The sequence below is a fragment of the Limimaricola cinnabarinus LL-001 genome (genome assembly GCF_000466965.1).
Lineage (GTDB): Bacteria > Pseudomonadota > Alphaproteobacteria > Rhodobacterales > Rhodobacteraceae > Limimaricola > Limimaricola cinnabarinus.
Map to the genome: position 1 here is coordinate 1 of NZ_BATB01000031.1, position 21237 is coordinate 21237.

At 63.0% G+C, this 21237-nt stretch carries 9 protein-coding genes; 5 read left to right on the top strand and 4 right to left on the bottom strand.

Annotated features, from left to right (window positions below):
- From MBELCI_RS11180 to MBELCI_RS11190, 3 genes are all read right to left on the bottom strand, one after another.
- Positions 1–530 (bottom strand): ATP-binding cassette domain-containing protein (locus MBELCI_RS11180; RefSeq protein WP_045320041.1); only part of this gene is annotated, 530 nt, incomplete at its 3' end.
- Positions 531–540: 10 nt separating this feature from the next.
- Positions 541–1572, bottom strand: a complete 1032-nt coding sequence (locus MBELCI_RS11185) for an ABC transporter permease (RefSeq protein WP_021694310.1) — start codon at positions 1570–1572, stop codon at positions 541–543.
- Positions 1573–1677: 105 nt separating this feature from the next.
- On the bottom strand, positions 1678–2643 hold the full coding sequence (locus tag MBELCI_RS11190) for an ABC transporter substrate-binding protein (protein ID WP_021694311.1): 966 nt from the start codon (positions 2641–2643) through the stop codon (positions 1678–1680).
- 1107 nt (positions 2644–3750) lie between these two features.
- Between MBELCI_RS11190 and MBELCI_RS19915 the strand changes: the two genes are divergently transcribed.
- Complete coding sequence (locus MBELCI_RS19915; protein WP_021694313.1) at positions 3751–5733, top strand: acyltransferase family protein; 1983 nt, start codon at positions 3751–3753, stop codon at positions 5731–5733.
- A gap of 305 nt (positions 5734–6038) precedes the next feature.
- Here MBELCI_RS19915 and MBELCI_RS11200 read toward each other — a convergent pair whose 3' ends face one another.
- Positions 6039–7064, bottom strand: a complete 1026-nt coding sequence (locus MBELCI_RS11200; RefSeq protein WP_021694314.1) for an SDR family NAD(P)-dependent oxidoreductase — start codon at positions 7062–7064, stop codon at positions 6039–6041.
- 873 nt (positions 7065–7937) lie between these two features.
- Between MBELCI_RS11200 and MBELCI_RS11205 the strand changes: the two genes are divergently transcribed.
- Genes MBELCI_RS11205 through MBELCI_RS11215 form a run of 4 tightly spaced genes read left to right on the top strand, consistent with a single transcriptional unit; the run spans position 7938 to position 21235 of the window.
- Positions 7938–14579, top strand: coding sequence for a malectin domain-containing carbohydrate-binding protein (locus MBELCI_RS11205; protein ID WP_158497382.1), 6642 nt, complete (start codon positions 7938–7940; stop codon positions 14577–14579).
- A 26-nt stretch (positions 14580–14605) separates the two neighbouring features.
- Positions 14606–14959: a hypothetical protein gene (locus tag MBELCI_RS11210; RefSeq protein ID WP_021694316.1), complete on the top strand. Its 354-nt coding sequence runs from the start codon at positions 14606–14608 to the stop codon at positions 14957–14959.
- Entirely contained in the window at positions 14913–15827 is a 915-nt protein-coding gene (locus MBELCI_RS21660; protein WP_235047620.1) for a putative Ig domain-containing protein, read from the top strand. The genes MBELCI_RS11210 and MBELCI_RS21660 overlap by 47 nt, the downstream gene beginning before the upstream one ends.
- A 59-nt stretch (positions 15828–15886) precedes the next feature.
- Positions 15887–21235 carry an Ig-like domain-containing protein gene (locus MBELCI_RS11215; protein WP_235047621.1) on the top strand — a complete coding sequence of 1783 codons (5349 nt, stop codon included), beginning with the start codon at positions 15887–15889 and terminating at the stop codon, positions 21233–21235.
- The last annotated feature ends 2 nt before the right edge of the window (positions 21236–21237 follow it).

Below are 21237 nucleotides of genomic sequence, written 5' to 3' on the forward strand. Positions count from 1 at the left end.
ATGCCGACGCGCTGCTGCATACCGCCCGAAAGCTGGTGCGGATACTGGTCGCCCAGACCCTGCAGCCCGACCCGGTCGAGCCACTTGGTCGCCTCGTCGGCATAGGCGCGCGTCTTCTTGCCCTCGATCGCGGGGGCGAGACCGGTGTTCTCCAGAACCGTGCGATGCGGCAGCAGCGCGAATTTCTGGAACACCATCGACATGCGGTGCTGGCGCAGGTCGCGCAGCTGGCGCGGGTTGTAGGCGAGGATGTTCTCGCCATCGACCAGCACCTCGCCTGCCGTGGGCTCGATCAGCCGGTTGAGATGGCGGATCAGCGTCGATTTGCCCGAGCCCGACAGCCCCATGATCACCGTCGTCCTGCCCGCGGGCATGTCGACATTGATGTCATTGAGGCCGAGAACGTGGTTCTCCTTCTCCAACAGATCGGCCTTGCTCACGCCCTCGTGGACATGGGCGAGCGCCGTCTGCGGGGCGTTGCCGAAGATCTTGTAGAGGTTGCGGATCGAGATCTTGATGTTGTCGGTCATGACCGTCCCCTCAGTGCTGCGACGCGTTGATGCGGGCCAGAGCGGCCTTGGTCACGCGGTCGAGGATGATCGCCAGAAGCACGATGCCGAAGCCCGAAACGAGGCCCACGCCCAGCTCGAGGCTGCGGATGCCGCGCAGCACCAGAACGCCCAGACCCGGCGCCGAGACCAACGAGGCGATGACGACCATGGCAAGGCTCATCATGATGGTCTGGTTCACGCCGGCCATGATGTTGGGCAGCGCCAGCGGGATCTGCACGCCGAAAAGCTTCTGGCGCTCGGTCATGCCGAAGGCGTCGGCGGCCTCGATCACCTCCTTGTCGACCATGCGGATGCCCAGATCCGTCAGGCGCACCACCGGCACGATGGCGTAAAGGATGATCGCGATGCCGTAGAGCTTGGGCTCGGTCACCGAAAACAGGAAGATCAGCGGGATCAGATAGACGAAGGGCGGCAATGTCTGGAGCATGTCGAGCACCGGGATCATGCCGCGCTGCACCTTGTCGTTGCGCGCCATGGCGATGCCGATCGGCACGCCCAAGAGCACGCATATGAAGGCGCAGACGAAGATGATCGCCAGTGTCTGCATGGTGTAGTCGTAGTAATCGATGAAGGCGAGGAAGGCGAAGGAGAGCCCGACGAGCCCCGCGAGCTTGAGCGAGCGGCCCACCGCGTAGGAGACGATCATCAGGATCGGGATCATCAGCCACCAAGGGGCGGCCTGCATGATCCAAAGCGCGTTGGTCAGCGCCCAGCTCAGCGGCTGGGTCAGCGGATCGACCACCACCTGCAGCCCGTCCTTGATGGCGAGAAAGCCGTCCTCGAGTCCCGAGGTCAGGTCGCGCGACTGCGGCATGGCCGGGCAGGCGGCGTTCAGCGCGTCGAGCGACGGAAAGGGCGTGTCCCAGGCCGAAACCTCGGTCTCGGTGCCGCTGGTCTCGCTCAGCAGCGCATCCATCGACATGAGACCGCCGCCGGCCTCGTCGCCGCCGCACCATTCGCGCAGGCCCAGCCCGTCGAACACGAAATCATAGGTTGCCATTCAGGCTCACTCCCCGGCGGGTTACCGCCTTGTTATTGCTTCAAAGAACATGACAAGGGGCGGCTCGGGCCGCCCCTTGAAGCGATCGGCCACGAAGGCCCGGTCTTATTTCAGCAGCGCCGCGAGCTTTTCGCGGGCCTCGTCGTTGAGCCACTCGGACCAGACGTCCGGGTTGTTCTTGAGGAAGTAGACCGCCGCCTCCTCGTTCGAGGCGCCGTTCTGGTCGGCCCAGGCGAGCAGGCTGCTCATGGTCTCGGTCTCGAAGGACAGCTTGCTCATCAGCTCGACGATCTCGGGCTCGCGCTCGCGGAAATCGGTCGTGACCACGGTGTAGACCGGGGCCGCGGGATAGGAGCTGACGCCCGGGTTCGGCGTGTCCTTGTTGCCGTTCGCGAAATGCGCCTCGGCGTCGTAGTCGCCGATCTTCACCTCGGTCATGTCGTACTTGCCCAAGGGCACGGTCGGACCCCAGTAATAGCCGAACCACGGCTCCTCGCTCTGCACGGCCGAGGCCATCGAGGTGGCCAGCGTTTCGCCCGAGCCGTGGTTGAACACCTCGAGACCCGAGCTTTCGAGATCGAGCGCGCGGATCAGGTTGTCGTTGGTGACGCGGCAGCCCCAGCCGTCGGGGCAGTTGTTGAAGCGCCCATCGACCAGCTCGGGGTTGGCCATGATGCCTTCGATCGTCGTCAGCTCGGGGTGCTCTTCGGCGAGATAGGTCGGAATCCACCAGCCCTCGACGCCGCCGGGGGTCAGGACCTCGCCCAGCTCCTCGACCTTGCCGGCCTCCTTCAGCTCCTTGTAGACGTCGCCGGTGGAGTTGGTCCACAGCTCGGTCAGGATGTCCGGCTCGCCGTTCTCGGCCACCGAGGTGACGGCCGGCACGGTGTCGGAGGGCACGGTCGCGACATCGCAACCATAGCCCTGCTCCATCAGGAACTTGGCCACGGCGGTGACGATCTCGGAGGACGCCCAGTTCATCTGGGTGATCGAAACTTCGCCGCATTCGGCCGCGGCGGCGCCGGGCAGGGCGATGGTCGCGAACAGCGCACCGAGTATCTTCTTCTTCATTCCGTTCTCCTCATGTTGGTGTGTCGGCAGGGGTCGGCCCGCACCTGCGGGCGTCGTCGCGCCGACGGGGATCTTGCGTCCCGTCCCGGGGGCGCCCGGCGTCGCGCCGGGCCCATGGGGCAAACGGCGGCCGGGCGCCGCCACTCGGGGTCATAACCTAACGGTTGAGACCGAAGGAGCAAGCCGAATGCCCCCCGAAGCGGACACGACGCAGGTCGAAAGGCCGTCTTGAGCGGGTTCGGCTCGCGCGAAACCGGGCCGCGCGGGGCGGCCGCGCACGGGTGCGGCCGGTTGTCGTGAGGCGGTATTGCCTCGGCTCAGGACCCATTGATCTTGAGGAAGCTGCGCAATCCAAGCCCCCCGAGAGACATGATCGATGAGTAGAGTTTTCCGGATGAAGCCGAGCATATGGCCTGACTACAGATGTTCGTCAGGAAAACCGTCGCCGGGACCGTTCCCCGATACGGCACTGTCATGCAATTCCCGTTCGGGCCCAAGCTTACCTTTTCCCATCGTGCTGCGAGCCACTCTCTTGATCTGGGCCCTGTCGAGGGCCGAGAAGCGGGCCATGACGGTAATGTGGACCTGCGTCTCAGCGATCTTGCGGCCGGGGTCTCGTGAGATGACGCGCGCCGCCGAACCTCCTCGGCCAGTTCGTCCGCGCTTCGAGCCGATGCCGGGCAATATGGCCGGTCCATCGCTTCTACAGCGCCCGACCCGGATCGTGCGGGACAATATGGACCCGGCGCCATCGCCTCCGGCGCGAAGGGCCACGTTTGTGGAGCCGACACAAGACAGGCGCAGGAGAATCCGGCTCATCGTCAGGTGCAGCAGCGCCTGCATATTGCCACGAAATGGAAGCTGTATATAATCTGTTAACGTGGGCGCCGATGTTGTACAAATTGCCGCGCATTGCCCTGCCCATCGCGGGGGCAGGGGAAAATCGGATACCGTTTTCATTGGTATCGACGCTGCGGACGCCTCGTACAGGTTCGATATGCGGCCCGACACTTCAGTTGACCTAACAGCGACGGACGGGGGTAGGGAGGAGAAGGCGGGCCCGAATATCGAAGTTCTCTCAGGTTTGTTTTTGAAGGAAATTCTGTTTTGCGGTATCGTCCTGAGATCGACGGCTTGCGAGCCGTCGCGGTTGTCCCGGTCATCCTGTTTCATGCAGGCTTCGAAGCGTTTGGCGGAGGATTTGTCGGGGTCGACATCTTCTTTGTCATCAGCGGCTACCTCATCACCTCCATCCTGATCAAGGAGATGGAGGCCGAAAGGTTCAGCCTGGTCGATTTTTACGATCGCCGGGCAAGACGGATCCTTCCGGCACTCTTTCTGGTGTCACTCGTCTCTGCCGTGTTCGCGTGGCTTTTGCTGCTGAAGCATGATTTCAACGATTTCTTCAGAAGCCTCGTAGCCGTCGCGACATTCTCATCGAACATATATTTCTGGCTCGAAAGCGACTATTTCTCCACGGCCGCAGAGCTCAAGCCGATGCTGCATACTTGGAGCCTCGCCGTCGAAGAGCAGTACTACATCCTGTTCCCGCTGATCTTGATGGCGATGTGGCGCTATGGCAGGTTCGTCCTCCTGACCCTGCTCGCGACCATTTTCCTGCTGAGCTTTGGTTACGCGCAGATGATCGTCGATGATCGTCCCATGGAGGCGTTCTTCCTTTTGCCGACCCGGGCCTGGGAAATCCTGGTGGGGGCGTTCTGCGCTTTCTACCTGCATAGCGGCAGACCGACGGGTTCGGCCATGGCCCGGCAGCTGTTCAGTGGGTTGGGCCTCGGCCTGATCGTGATGGCCGTGCTTGCCTATTCCCCGGATACACCTTCGCCCAGCATTTACATGCTCGCTCCGACAATGGGTGCGGCGTTCGTGATCCTTTTCGCGACCGAGGGAACATTCGCTCGTCGGCTGCTCTCCGCGTCTCCCATGGTCGGCATAGGGCTGGTCTCCTACAGCGCATATCTTTGGCATCAGCCGATCTTCTCCTTCGTACGCCACAACTCCCTCGAAGAACCCGGGGCGGCAGTCATGATTTTGCTGTCGGCCTGTGCCGTTTTTCTGGCGTGGCTTACATGGAAATTCGTCGAGACCCCGTTTCGGAGAAAATCCGTCTCACGGCGGCACATCTTCATCGGCAGCGCGTCGGGAAGCGCCCTGATCTTGGCCGCCGGCCTGGCCGTGCATTTCAACGGTGCGGTCAACTATGGCAATGGACGCTTCAATCTTCTGGATCAGGAGATCACGCTTCTAGATTATGAAAGCAACAACAAGGCTTTGCAGAAAGCATCCTGGAGCGTCTTGCGGGAATACGCAGATGAGCTGGAATATGTCGCCGACCGCAACGATTCCAACAATGATCGAAAATGGTTCTTGCCCGATGACGGGCGCTTCAATGTTCTTCTCGTGGGAAACTCGCACTCCAAGGATCTGTTCAACATCATGTTTCTGAATCCGGAGACCTCGAACCATATCCGGATCGGTCGCTACAACGCACAGATCGGAGAGTTGGGGCCGGACCATCCGTTTTTTGAATCCTACAGCTACAAGCACGCCGATGTGGTGATGGTGGCGACCCGCTTCGATGACCGGCGGGGCGATGTCTCGAACCTTCAGCCTTTGGCCGAGCGCGTGCTTCGAGACGAGAAATCCATCGTATTGGTCAAGAACATCTTCGAGTTCCCGACACTTCTCGGCGGGAAATGGACCCTGTTCGACATGGCCGTTCACCAAGCGATCGAGGCGGGAATTCAGGACGGGGACTATATTTCGCGCATGGCGAACGAGTACTATTACGAGGCCTTCACCGCAGGCGACGTGGACAGCAGGGTCATCGCGGCGAACGAAGAGATCCAGAGATTGGAGGGTGTCGATCCGAGAATCATCGTGCTGGATCGCATGGATTACATATGCTCGAGGGTGGAGCGTACCTGTTATTCGGGGTCGAACCAACTCGAGAAGTATTTCCCCGATTACGGGCACCATACGATTGCCGGGGCCACATTCTTCAGTTCGCGGGTCGACGAGGTCGATTGGCTGAGGCCGGTTCTCGATCTGGCGCAGCAGATCAAGAGTTGAAATCTGATCTACCGACGCGGTTTTGCCCTGCACTTCACCCAACCGCGAAACGAGCTTGATCCGTCAGATGCGCGGCCAAGGGTGGCAGGTCGGGCAGATGCGTGAATGGTTCATAGTCCCATGCAAGGCAGGCGGTGATCGCTGTTATGACCTGAGGTGCCTTGGGGGCCCCGGCCCCGCGTATCCGCCCGATCTGCCATGCCAGCAGGCTCGGCGGGCGTGACAACTGGCGCGCAAAGCGTGTTGGCTTTGGTGATCCCACGTGTTCGACGGCGCGATCGAAGGGTGCTCTCCTTCGATATGGGTCAGATGCCGTAGTAGCTTCGGTACCATGCCACGAAACGCTCTACGCCCTCTGCGACATGGGTCGCGGGGGCGTAGCCGGTCAGGTCCTTGATCAGGCGCGTGTCCGCCCATGTGGCAGGCACGTCGCCCGGCTGCATGTCCAGGAAACGCTTCTGGGCCACGCGTCCGGTCGCCGCTTCGATGGCCTCGACGAAATCCATCAGCGCCACTGCCGAGCCGTTGCCGATATTGACGACCCTGAAGGGTGCCACGGGTGAAAGGCTGTCATGCTCGCCAAGAGATGCGGCGCCGGGATGGCCTGGCGCCACATCTGCCAGCCTGCGGATGCCTTCGACGAGATCGTCGACATAGGTGAAGTCGCGCTTCATGTCGCCATGATTGTAGATGTCGATCGCCTCGCCATTGAGGATCGCGCGGGTGAATTTGAACAAGGCCATGTCGGGCCGCCCCCATGGCCCGTAAACGGTAAAGAAGCGAAACATCGTCGTCGGCAGGCCGTAGAGATGCGCATAGCTGTGCGCCATCGCTTCGTTCGCCTTTTTGGTGGCGGCATAGAAGGACATCTGCGTGTCGGCCTTGGCCGTTTCGCGATAGGGCATCTCGGTATTGGCACCATAGGCCGAGCTCGTCGAGGCGAGCAGCATGTGCCGCGGCGGATGGGCGCGGGCGGCTTCCAGAAGCTCGAAGGTGCCTTGAAGGTTCGCCTCGAGATAGGAGCGTGGGTTGTCGATCGAATAGCGCACCCCTGCCTGTGCCGCGAGGTGGATGACGATCTCGGGGCGGTGCGCCTCGAAGAGCCGCATCAGGCGTCCGGGCTCCTCGATCTTGCCTATGTCGGCCGAGAAAGCTTCATGCCGCCCGAGCCGGGCATGACGTGCCTGCTTGAGCTCGACGCTGTAATAATCGCTCAGAGAGTCGATTCCGACCACGCGATAACCATCTGAGATCAGTCTTTCACAGACATGCATCCCGATGAAACCTGCGGAGCCTGTGACAATCGCGGCGGGAAGGTCGGTACGTGTCATGGCGCCGCCTGAGAATATTATTCATGAGTTTTCAATGACTGAACGCAGGGTGGACCTGTGAGGCGCGCTTGGCAAGCACGCTCGGTACCAAAGACGATCCATGAGGGCGACTTCGGGTCGCGATCTGCGTCGGTCCCAGTCACATGTCGATTGTCTCGCATGTAACGGAAGCCTGCTTCAGGGCCGGACAAAGGCGGCGTGGGAGCAGGAACGAATCATACTTCCGACTTCCATCGCGCTCCTCCGGGCGCCGGAAAAAAATCTGCCATGTTTTCATTCCACAGGCCGCCTCGGGAACCTCGGCGATACGCGTATTGGTTGAATGAAGGCAAGTCCCGACCGGGCTAACGGTTGAGGTTCGCTGAAATGCCTTCGATTTGCGTAAATCACTGTGTTCAATGGTGTATCGATCGATACTGGCATTCGAAATGCCTTTGGCGCGGTCTGGGGTCTGAGATAAGGGCACAGTTCAAATTCATGCCAATAGTTTCGCCTATGTGTTATACATACTTAGGTTAGCAATTATAATATAATTTCCCTGAAAAGCATTACTAAGCAATAATATATTATAATACCAATAACTTAAGCAATATAAAGTCGCGATGCGAGATCGTCACTTGATTACAGCTGAAAAGTGTTTGTCTGACGGCGTAAGATTGTTAATCTCTGCAGTAAGGAGCGAAAGCAGTTCCTGGATTGCAGGATCGAACGCCGAGTCGGATCTGTTGAAGATCCGGGAGGGATGCGTCGATTGGCGCAGGAGGGTCGTTTCCAGGCCAAACTCCATCCAGATCTGTGAAATCGGACTTGCAAGCCGGAGATGCATTTTCCGCGATTTTTCGATTTTTTATTTAGTACCCAGGGGTAATGGTTGTGGCTGTTTCCAACAATTTTTCCGCAAGCTCTCTCGATCTCAATGGCATCGGCACACTAAGCCAGCCGACCGCTCTTGTCTGGGGGGCGGACGGCCGTCTTTACGTGACAGAAGTCGATGGGGACGTGAAGGTGCTGACCATCGCATTCGGCGATCCCAACCCGAATGACAGCGACAACACGACGAAGTTCTACGTCACCGATCAGGTCACGCTGGATCACGTCAAATCGATCCCGAACCACAACGATGACGGCAGCCTCAACACCGCAAACAATGGCACCAAGCGGCAGGTCACGGGGATCGACGTCACGCCGCAGTTCGATGCGAACGGCCAGCCCGTGATGATCGACGGCAAGCCCGCGGTCACCATTTACGTCACCTCTTCGGACAGCCGGATCGGCGCGGGCGGCGACGGCGAAGATGTCGGCCTCGACACCAATTCCGGCACCATCACCAAGCTGACCCAGACCGGCCCCGACAGCTGGGATGCGGTGGACCTCGTGCGCGGTCTGGCGCGCTCCGAGGAGAATCATGCGCTCAACGGTCTGGAGGTGATCCAGGAGTTGGATGCGAACGGAAACCTCGTCTCCGAGCGGCTCATCGTCGCCAATGGCGGCAACGCCAACACCGGCGCGCCTTCCAACCACTTTGCCGGGCAGCAGGAGACGGCCTATTCGGCGGCCATTCTCGAGGTCGACCTGACGATGCTGGCGGGCATGCCGGTGTTCGACGACAATGGCCGGGCCTATGTCTACGACGTGCCGACGCTCGACGATCCGACCCGCGCCGGGGCGGATGACGGCAACGACCCCTTTGGTGGAAATGACGGTCTCAACGGCGGCAAGATCGATCCGAACGGGCCGATCAGCATCTACTCGGCAGGCTACCGCAACTCCTATGATGTCGAGGTCACCGATGACGGGCGCGTCTATACGTATGACAACGGCGCCAACAACACATGGGGCGGTCGGCCGATCGGCGAGGCGGGGGACAATGGCGGCATCGTCGATTTCGCACAGGCCGCGGGTTACATCGCGCTGAACTTCAACAACGGCGATGGCAGCAACAAGGATCCGATGAGCTTCGTCTCGTGGGATCCGAAGAATTTCGACCAGATGCACGAGGCGACACGGTCCGACGATCTCGCCGGGCGCACCCTTGCCGCGGGCCAGGGTGGCGCACAGACCTACGAGATCGACGGGCTCACCTATGTCTATGGCGGTCATCCCAACCCGACACGGGCCGAAGGCTCGCGCGCGGGCCTGCTCTTCACACCCGAAGGTGGCGTCAACAATTCCTTCCTGCTCGTCTCGAACGTCGACAGCGCCGGCAATGGTGGCGGCAGCGATTATGACGAGGTCATCGCATGGCTGCAGGCGGTCGAGGCGGACAACGCCAATTACCCGACCACGGGGGTTTACGGCGCCGACAACCAGGAGCTGACCAACAGGGTTCTCGCGGTCACGCCCGGCGTGGCCTATGACATCTACGGCTTTGCCGATGGCACGGGCCAAGCGGTGCCCGTCGGCGATCCGGCGCCACAGGGCGGCACATTGCTCGGCCAGGCCGGGCTGCCCTCCGATATCGGCGAGGTGATCGACGCGGCCAACCCGGTCGAAGGCAACTACCTCGAGGGCGGTTTCACCGACGGCGCGCTCGATTCCGGCAAGGGGTCGATCAACGGCATGACGGAATACACCTCGACCGTGCTCGACGGGGGCGGGGTCGACATGTCCGGGGCGCTGATCGCGGCCTCGCTGAACCAAGGCTCCTTGATCGTCATCGGGCGCGACGAGAACGGCGTCGTGCAGACCACGGCCGCAGGGTCGGGCGAGACCCTTGCGGCGGATCGCACCACACTGCAGGCCGGGGGCGGGCCGCTGGGTCTGGCGTCGATCGGCGACGAATTCGGGGAGCTTGGCCTCGGAAACGCGTTCCGCGGATCGATCTGGGTTGCGACCTACAAGCAAAACGGCCCCTTCATCGAGATCTTCCAGCCCGCCAACGGCGCCGTGCCCCTGGCCGGACAGGATATCGTCGACGAAACCGACGCCGATCTCGACGGGGTCGACGAAATCAACGACCCGTTCGAATTTTCGGCCGAGAACGGCTATGCGATCGAGGCGGGGCAGAAGATCGTCCTCGACTTCACACAGCAGAACACGAATTTTCCCGGCACCCTGTCGGATACCGGTTTTCTCGGGGCTGCGCTCGACGGTGTGACCCCGAACCAGGATGCGCGGACCGCGGCGGAGAACTTCCCCGTCGATCAGCAGCAGGACGGTCTTTACGACAACGCGGGCAACATCATCCCGGGCGGCAACGCCCCGACCTTCCAGATCAAGGACGTGCAGCCGGGCTCGGCCGTGGGCGCGAGCAACTCGGCCCGGGACGCCGTGCATACCGGTATCCGGCCCGACCCGGATGTCGGGCGCATCGTCGCGACCCTCGACATGGCAAACTGGATCTCCAGCCAGCAGGGCACGATCGTCGAAGGGCAGGTCTCGGGCATGATGTTCGGCGACGGGACCCAGTTCAACTTCGTCCGGATCGTCATGGGGTCGGTGGGAGGAAACCCCTATATCGAGGTCGGCTATGAGCTGTCCGATGTCTATGAACAGCTGGCGCGCATCGACGTGCCCGAGCTCGGCAACATCGGCGTCACCGGCGTCGAGTTGCGGCTCGAGATCGACATCAATGCAGGCTTCGCGGTCGAGGTGCAGTACCGCCTCGACGGCTCCGCCGACTTCGTCACCATCCCGCTCGATGGCGGGGCGGGCTTCAGCCTGCCCGCGGGGGTGCTGCAGGATGTTCTGACCGGAGCGCATATGATCGACAGCGGGTCGGGGGCGGTGCCCTCGGGTGCCGCGGTCGGCCTGATCGCCGAGGATGTCGCGGCCGATACCCTGGTGACCGTCGATTTCAACGACCTGACGATCGAGGCCTTCGGCAACGAGATCGTCACCAGCGACCCCGCCGCCGTCAGCGGACCCGGCACCTCCGGCGAAGACACGATCTTCTATACCGGGACGCAGGCCGTCGATGCGACGCTTGCCGATGATGTCGAGAACTTCGACAGCTCCGGATCGGGGGCGGACGTCTCCTTGATGGGCAATGACAACAACAACATCATCACGCTCGGCACCGGCTCAAACCTCATCGGCACCGGCGGCGGCGCCGACGAGGTGCGCGGCACGCTCGCGGCGGTCGGCGGGTCCGAGATCATCGACTTTTCCTTCGACGACGCGGTGGTGATCGCGGATGCCGATGCCGGCATGTCGGTGAGCTACCAGGCGGGTTCGGCGGTCGTGGTGGTGAACGGTGAGGCGATCACCTTCTCGGGTTCGGATTTCGAAACCTTCGACCCGGCGGACGGCCCCACGAGCTTTGCGTTCGAGGACACCGCCGAAGGGCTGCGCATCACCCGCGTGCCGAACGAGACGATCCTCTACCGCATCAATGCGGGTGCGGGCACCATTGGGGCCATCGATGGCGGGCCGGACTGGGAGGGCGACACCGCGCTCGAGAACGGCACCGGTTCGGTCTCTGTCACGGGCGAGGTCGACAACGAGTATTCGAATTTCCTGACCGACGCCGAGGACGAGGTCGATTTCGTCGATGCGGAAGTGGCGGCCTATGCCCCGTGGGATCTGTTCGTGTTCGAGCGCAGCGACAACAGCGACAATGGCGTGCCCCTGACCTATAATTTCGACGTCGTCACGGGTGCGACCTACGAGATCACGCTGCTCTACGTCGAAAACTGGCCCGGCGCGTTCAACATTCCCAGCAATGACCGCATCTTCGACGTGCTGGTCGATGGCACCGCTTTCGCAGAGTTCGCCGATCTCAACCCGCTCGTCGAAGCGGCGGACGCGCTTGGTCTGACGCTGCCGCCGAACTCGGCCACGAACGAAGAGAAGCAGCCCTTCATCGGCACGGTGGTGACGCGCGAGCTGACCTATACCGCCGTCGATGACGAACTGAATCTGTCCTTCATCCACAACAACCAGAACCCGAAGGTCAACGCGATCCAGATCACCCAGCTGGGCGGCGCGTTGCCCAGCGACACCAAGGCCCCGGTGATCGAGAGCATCACGATCGAGAACCTGACCAACGACACCGACAGCCCCCGTGACGTCACGGTCGTGCTGACCGACAACACCGGCTTTGATGCGGGCACCTTGCAGACCGATGGCACGGAGTTGGTCTTCACCGGTATCGTGCCCGATTCCGTCTCGGCACCGACCGTGGTGCTGAGCAATGGCGGCAAGACGGCGACGCTGACTTATGTGGTCCAGCCGCCCGAAGGCGCCTGGCCCAGAGGCGAAGGGCAGATCTCCATCGCCGCGGGCGCCTTCGCGGATGCGTCCGGAAATGGATCGGTGGCTTCCTCCTCGTCCTTCATCCTCGAGCCCGACCTCGACAACCTCGTGCGGGGCGCGGTGGTGCGCGCGATCAATGTCGGCACCTCCGACACGTCTCTTGCGACCAATCTCGGCCCCGATCCGCTGGAGGGCGGCGCGGTCGACAACAACCGTTATGGCGGCGCGATCGTGGCGGACAGCATCCTGACCGATGCGACCGGCCAGCCGATCAGCTTCGAGGCGGACGACAACGCCCATTACTCCAGCCCCAAGGGCGTCTCGGGGCTCAACAACAATGTCGACGGGCAGTCCGGCACCACCGGATCGAACTCGGGCGGTATCGATCTCGACGGCTCGGCGCTGCACACCTACCGCGATTCCGGGGCCGATACGTGGACCGCGGCCTATGACGGCTTCGCCAATGGCTCCTATGTGGTCGAGCTGCATTTCGCGGAGCTGTTCCAGACCTCCGCCGGTTCGCGGGTTGGCGATTTCTACATCAACGGCACGCTGGTGGGCGATGATTACGACGCCTTCGTAGAGGGCGGCGGTGCCGACAGGCCATCCTTCATTCGTCACAACGTCCTCGTCACCGACGGCACCATCACGGTGGATGTCGACAGCTCGGCCGGGCAGGCGGGCTATTCCGCCATCGTGGTCTATGACGCCGTGCCCTCGGACCTGCCGCCCGCGATTTCGGTTTCGGCGGGCAATGTCGCCGAAGGTGACGACGCGGTGATCACGGTGACCCGGATCGGCGACCAGACCGAAGAGATCACCGTCACGCTCGAGCTGACGAATGGCACCGCGGGATCGGATGATCACGCCGGGCTCGGCACGACCACGGTGGTGATCCCGGCCGGACAGGGCTCGGCCAGCACGACCGTGCCGATCATCGACGACGACATCGAAGAGGCGTCGGAATCCTTCACCGTGTCGATCACCGGCCTCGCCAACACCAGCAACAACGCGGTCGTGGCTTCGGGTGGCGACATCGCGACCGTGACCATCGCGGCCAGCGACGTGTCCGGTGACATTCCCGAAGGCGGCACCTTCTTCGCGCTTGATTTCGAGAACGGGAGCGACCCGTTCGCTGATGGCGGATTCGACAGCGCGCTTGGCGGTTCGGGTGCGATCGTCGCGGCCGATGCGACGCTGCAGGGCGGCAAGCTGGTGGTGCAGACCGCCGATGGCGACCTCAACCAAGGCGGTGTCGCGAGCAAGAACGACCTGACCCGGATCGTCGACCTGACCGACCCGGATCTCGACGTGATCCATATCGCGACGCGCTTCGGCAATCCCTTTACCCAGGCCCTTTTGGAGGGGCAGCCGACGCCGATCACGAATGGCGAGGTGCCGCAATATGCGCAACAGGGCATCGTCTTCGGCACGGGCACCCAAGGGCTCAACGAGCTGGTCAAACTGGTCTGGGGCGGAGTCGCCCAAGCCAACGGGGTCCAGACCTGGAGCAACCCGACCGGCGGCGTCGGTCTGGACGTGAAGGTCACGCTTGCCCAGATGGCGCCGGGCGCATCGCTTTTCGACGTGGCCGAGGTCGAGCTCGGTCTCGGCGTGGATCTCGCGACCGGCATGGTGTCGAGCTATGTGACGCTGTTCGACGCGGGCGGCGAGATCCTCGGGGGCGTGCGTCCCATCGAGACACCGGGCTTCTTCATCCAGCCCCCGGTGCAGGCACCGCAGGCCGTGCTCGACAACCTGGCGAGCGGCGCGACCCATATCGGTGTGACCTCCAACGACTTCCAGACGCTCGAAAGCTACGAGGCGACGTGGGATTACCTGAACGTGACATCGCCGCAGATCCCTGTGTCGAACGAAGGGCCGGACGCTTTCAACGGCACGGTTTTCGGCGACTTTTCCGAGGATGGGCTGGTCCCCACCGATATCGGCGTGCTGCAGGACGGGGACAACAGTCTCGTCGCCCAGCAGGCCGGTGACAACGGGCCGGAGGGCCGCGATCGCGACTATTTCACCTTTGAGGTGCCGGTCGGCAAGGTCCTGACCGAGATCGTTCTCGCGGGCTTCGACAATGGCGATCCGACCGACACGGCGGGCTTCATCGGTATCGTGGCGGGCAACCAGATCACGACCGATCCGACCGGCACCGATCCCGGCAACCTCGATGGTGGTTTCATCTTCGGCAGCGGCGAGCTTGGCGAAGACATGCTCGACGATCTCGGCGCAGGCACGGATCAGCAGGGCACCGGATTTCCGGGCTTCGAGCTTCCGCTGCCGCCGGGGTCTATACGATATGGCTGAACCAGGGGGCCGATCTTCCCGCGACGGTGACGCTCAACCTCAAGACGGCCGATGCGACCGCGACGCTGTCGATCTCGGATGCGCCGAGCATCGTGGAGGCGGGCGATATCGGCACCACCGAGCTGGCCTTCGGGCTGACGCTCGACGATACGGGCTTCAACGGCGAGCTGGATGTGGGCTTCGACACCGACACGGTTTCGGGGCAGTCCCAGACGGTGAGCTTCGTCAATGGCGCGGGCACGCTTGCCGTGCTGGTCGCCAATGACGACACGGATGACGGCGACGACACGGTCGCGGTCACGCTCACTTCGGTGAGCGGGGGGGGGCCAGACGGTGGTGCTTGGCACGGCGACGGCCAATGGCACGGTCACCGAGGATGACTCCGTCAGCGATCCGTCGGCGGTGGTGACCACGGCGGGCGATCCGGTCGTCGTCGAAAGCGGCGACGCGGCCACGACGACCGCGCTTGCCTTCGGCCTCGCCTATACGGGGGCGGACGCGACACGGACCATCGAATTCTCGATCGATGGCGGCGCGACGCAGAGCGCGCAGGTGAGCTTCGTGAACGGCGCCGGCACGCTGACGGTCGAACTGGCCAATGACGATCTCGCCGATGGCGACGATACGGTGGCCCTGGCGCTGATCTCGATCGATGGCGACGCCGCGCTCGGCGACACGACCACGGCGACCGCGACGGTGACGGAGGATGATTTCGCCACCACGGTCGATCAGGGCATCGCGCTTCAGACCACCGACGAGGACGCCCTGTTCAGCTTTGCGGTGCCGGGCGACGCTTTCGCGGATGCCGACAGCGCGGCGTTGGCCATGACCGCGACCCTCGCCGATGACAGTCCGCTTCCGGCATGGCTGACCTTCGACGGGACCGGCTTCAGCGGCACGCCGCTGCAGGCCGATATCGGCACGATCCGCATCAAGGTGAGCGCGGGCGATGGCGCCAACCCGGTCGTCTCGACCGAATTCGACCTCATCGTCGACAACGTCAATGACGCGCCCACGGTCCTGCCGATCGATGCGGGGACCGTGACCGAAACGGACACGTTCCAACAGATCGATCTTCTGTCCACCGCCGCGGACGAGGATGGCGACGCGTCGTGCTCAGCACCATCCTCAGCGTCGTCGACAGCGCCGGCGCCGATGTCGCCTATACCGACAATGGCGACGGCACCGTGTCCATCGATCCGCAGCAGTTCGCGGGGACGTTGTCGGACACCGACACCACCACGGTGACGATCACCTACGAGGTCTCCGACCAGATCGCCCCCGCGGTGCAGAACACGGCCACGTTGGTGGTCAGCGGCGACAATGCGCCGCGATACTGGTATATCGACGCGGATGCCGATGGTTTCGGCAGCAGCGACGAGAACGACCCGGTCCTGTACCAGAACGACCAGCCCGACGGCTATGTCGACAATGATCTCGACTGGAACGACGCCGATCCGACGGTTCACCCCGGCGCGACCGAGATCAACGATGGCAAGGACAACGACCAGGACGGCCTTGTCGACGAGGACAACACCGCGCCCGAACCGGTGGATGACAGCTTCAGCGTCACCAAGGACCAGCCTCTCGTGCTGCAGGCCTCGGATCTTCTGGGCAATGATGCGGATGATGATGGCGACACGGCCTTCACGATCCTGGGCGTGACCAGCGGCAATGGGGGACAGGCGAGCTACGACGCCAACTCCGGCGTGGTGTCGTTCACCCCGCAGACCGGCTTCGTCGGCACGGCGAGCTTTACCTATCAGATGGCGGATGGCTTTGGCGGTACGGCCAGCGGCACGGTCACCGTCGAGGTGACCGGGGAGACGGGGGGCACGACGGAAATCCCGATCCCGATCACCACCTCGGCGATGTCGGGCTATGCCAACCAGGACAAGTCGCCCGCGGGTTACGAGTTCGTCGAGGGTGGAAACGACATCACCCTGACGGGCAACACCTGGAAATCCATCACCTTGCCACAGCCGCTGACCGTGACGGCGGGCATGGAGCTGGTCTTTACCGTCGCGTCCGATCAGCTGGGCGAGATCATCGGCATCGGGTTCGAAACCGACCAGATCTGGCGAAATGGCGGTCAGGCGCTGTTCCAGCTCGGTGGCACCGACACGGTCGCGGGTATCTTCGATCAGACCTACAACAGCTATGAGGAGGATGGCGGCGCGGTCGAGTTCCGCATCGACCTCTCGGACCATGTCGGCACGACCTTCAACTATCTTGTCGTTGCCAATGACAAGGATGCCGGCCCGGAAACCAACACCGTCACCTTCAGCGACATCCGCGTGGTGACCACCGCGCCGGCAGGAAACGCACCGCCGGTGGCCGTCGACGACGCGTTCGACATGGGCAGCGAGGCGTCGATCGTCATCGACAAGAGCGCGCTTCTGGCCAACGACACGGATACGGATGGCGATACGCTGTCGGTCGGAAACATCTTCAACGTCACCGGCGGCGCGGTGACCCAGACCGCCGACCAGATCACCTTCACCGCCGCCGATGGTTTCACCGGCGAGGCCAGCTTCGACTATGCCGTCAATGACGGCAATGGCGGCACGGCGGTCGCGACGGTGCGGATCGACGTGGAGGCTGCCGGGGGCGGCAACGAAACCGTCCTGCCCATCGATTTCAACCAGAACCCGATCGAGAGCTATAGCGGCGGGCAGGACAAGACGCCCGACGCCTTCGAGATCGATGCCGATGGCAGCGGCATCACCCTGAGCGGCAACATCTGGAAGAAGACCGTGTTGCCCGGCGGCACCTTCACGATCGACGCCGACACGGTTCTGCGCTTCGACGTCACGATGGAGACGGGCTCCGCCGAATTCGTCAGTATCGGTCTCGAGAACGACGATGACTACAGGACCGACGATGACCTGCTCTTTCAGGTCTTCGGCCCGGTCACGCTCTCGAAGTTCGATCAATCGGTGCATGGGAAATACACGACGGTCGGGCAGACCGTGAGCTACGAGATCTCGCTCGCCGAGCATGTGGGACGGACCTTCGAAGTTCTGGCCCTGATCAATGACGACGACGCCACGCAAAGTTCGGTGGTCCGGTTCTCGAATGTCGAGCTGGTGAAGGCCGGCATCGCCCCCCCCGTCGGTGAGCCGCCATATATCGTGAACGGGACGCTGCCCGATGTCGGGGCGACCGAGGATGTTCCGATCGAGATCAGCCTGCCATTTCTCGATCCGGACACGCCTTACGATCAGCTCGCTTTCACGTTCTCCGGACTGCCCGAGTTCCTGACCCTGACGGATGGTGTGCTGAGCGGCACCCCGGACAACGAGGATGTCGGCCTTCATACGATCGAGGTCACGGCCACCGATCCCGAAGGCAACGCCACGGTGGGGGATTTCGACCTGACGGTCGAGAACGTCAACGACGCGCCCGTGCTCAACGGCAGCATCGCCGATACCACGGCGGCACTGAACAACTCGTTCACGCTGGCATTGCCGACGGGGCTGTTCACGGATGTTGATGCGGGCGATACCATCAGCTACAGCGCCGAAGGTCTGCCTTCGGGTCTGGAGATCGATCCCGTCACGGGCGAGATCTCGGGCACGCCGGACACGGTAGGCAGCTTCGCGGTCACGGTCACCGCCACCGATCTGGCCTTGGCCGAGGTTTCGACCAGCTTCGTGCTGCAGGTGGGACAGCAGGTATCGACCGACCCGATCACCATCGAGATGGAGGAGTTCACCGGGCTTACCGAAACCAACTCCGACCTTCTGAACTTCCGCGAGGATTTCGCGGCACCCGCCTCGGGCAACCAGGTGGTTCGCGTCTCCAACAGCCAGAGCGGGGTGATCTCGACCAGCCTGTCGAACTTTGGTGTCACGGCCGGTCTCTATGAGCTGGAATTGTACTTCTTCGACGAGGATGACGGTGAATCGTCTGTCGAACTCTTCCTGCAGATCCCCGGTGGCCCGCTTGAATCGATCGGATCCTTCACGATGGATCAGGTTCTGCCGGGGCAGGGCAATGCAACGCAGGCGGCCAACCTGACGTCGATCACCCTGAACGGTGTCAACGTGCCCGAAGGTGCCCGCTTGGTGATCAGCGGCACCGCCGACAACATGGAGGTGCTGCGCCTCGACAAGGTCGTCCTCACTCCGGTGCAGAACGCGGCGCCGTCCTTCGAAAGCCCAGCGGCGCAACAGGTGGCCGAGAACGCCACGATCGCGGGCGATGTCGACGCGGTCGATCCAGAGGGTTCCACCGTGAGCTATGCGATCGTGGGCGGCGCCGATCAGGGCCTGATGACGATCGACCCCGCCAGCGGCGTGCTCTCCTTCGTCACGCCGGCCGATTTCGAGGTGCCGGGGGATGCGAATGGCGACAATGTTTATGAGGTCACGGTTTCGGCCAGCGACGGCGCCACCCTCGCCACGCAGGACGTCACCGTCACCGTGCTGGACACCGATGGTGAGCTGAGCTTTACCAGCCCGTCCGCTGCGCAAGCGGCGGAGAACCAGACCGTCGTCACCACCGTCGTCGCCACCGAGGATGGGGGTGCTGGAACGATCACCTATGCGATCGGTACGAGCGGCGTCGATGGTGGGTTGTTCGCCATCGATGCGACAACCGGCGCCCTGAGTTTCCTTGCAGCGCCGGACTTCGAAGTGCCAGGCGACAGCGATGGCGATAGCGTCTACGAGGTGGAGGTGGTCGCCTCGAACGGCACCGCCGAAGCCAGCCAGACGGTTTCGGTGACGGTCACCGATGCCAACGACGCGCCCGACCCGATCGAGCCCGCGCCATCGCAGGTGGCCAACACCAATGCCGCCTCGACCTTCACGGCGACCGATTTCTTCACCGATCAGGATGGCGACGCGATGACCCTCGTATCCGCGACGGGTCTGCCGAGCGGCCTGAGCCTCGTCAATGGCGAGGTGACCGGCACGCCGACGCAGGCGGGCTCGTATCAGGTGACGATCGAGGCCACGGACGGGGTGGAGACCGTTTCCACGATGTTCGATCTGGTGGTCGAGGGCGAAGTCGGTCCATTCGGGCCGGTCGCGCCCGGGCAGGATCTCGACGGCGATCTCACGCCCAACGCAAGCGATCCGGACGTCGATGGCGACACGGTGCCGAACGCCGCCGATCACTTCGCTTACGACGCGAACAACGGTGTCCTCCTCGGTGAGAACGACGTCATCGATCTGACCTTCGACGTGGATGGCACCCCCTATCAGAACGGGTTCACCGGACTGCTGCAGGCGGCTCAGGGCGCGAACAACACCCTCAAGGACTTCAATGAGGAAACGGGTGCCGCCAGCGTCGCGAACGGCCTGTTGAGCGTGGCCACCACGACCGGTGACACCGGCGGGAGCAACACTCCCCAGGACGACTACCAACTCGGGATCAAGAATGCCGAGTTCACGGTCGAGGCGCGGGTGTTGAACCCCTTCACCGGCCAAGCGCCCGTCTCCTTCGACCAGATCGGAATTCATGTCGGAGTGGACTCGACCGATTTCGCAAAGCTCGTCATCGGCAACACGATCGAATTCTCCAAGCGCAGCGACGATGCCGAAACCAAGGCGGGTGGCAGCAACCAGCCGCTGCCGGGCGGGCTCGGGACCGGAGAGTGGGCCTCGGTCGACATCCGCCTCGTGGTCAATTCGACCGATGCGAACTCGGCTTCGATCTCGGCCTTCGCCACGTTCCTCGGCGCAACCGGCAACCCGCTCGCGGGGGCGACCAACGTCAACATCGGGACATTGCAGATCAATGGTGCGCTGGCGGCGGCTCTGGCCGATGAGACAGCTGCGGTCGGGACCGGCTTCACGCATGTCCATGCCGGAAGCTCCACCTCCTTCACCGCGCAGCTCGACAGCTTCAAGGTGACGCCGGGTGCCGATCCCGAGCCCGGCGACCCGACCAGCGCGCTCGAGGCGTTCGAGACGCAAACCGATCTCGATACCTCCCAGAGCTATTCGACCGGCACGGTCGGCTCGGCCGTTCTCGAGATCATGGCAGGCAACAACAACATCGAAGGATCGAATTTCGGACAGAACTCGTTCCAGGTCACCAATACTGGCGGCAAGAAGATATCCGCGGTGTTCATCGACGTGTCGCAGGCACTCTACCCCGACAGCGTTTTCGACCCGGATGGCGCCGGTGGTGACAGCGCCTCGAAAGCTTGGGCGATCAACACCGGTGGCAACACCGGGGGCTATATCGGCGGCGGCGTGGGCGGCTACTTCCTGCCGGGGCCTGATCCGCTTCCGAACACCACCGGGACGGGCTCTTCTTCGAACGGCGGCTACAAGGGCGCCATGGTCAAGTTCGACCCGACCACGAGCAATGGCTTCCAGACCGGTGAGACGGTCGGCTTCTCCGGCGACATGGACCCGAACTCGATCGCGGGTCTGACCAAGAGTTCTGTCGACAACCTGGCGATCGACAGCTGGGATGTCGGCGGCATCTCGGGCCACGAGTTGATCGGTTCGAACTTCACGGTGCTGTTCGACGATGGCACCACGGCCTCGGGCCAACTCGGCTCGGATGGAAGCGCCTCGGGGTCGCATGCCATCGCCACGCAGGATGCCGCGATCGGAGCCGCGGCCCCGACCCTGACCGTCAACGGCGTCGGCGCGGGCGGCTTGGGCACCTATGGCGTCACGCTGCCTCGGTGATC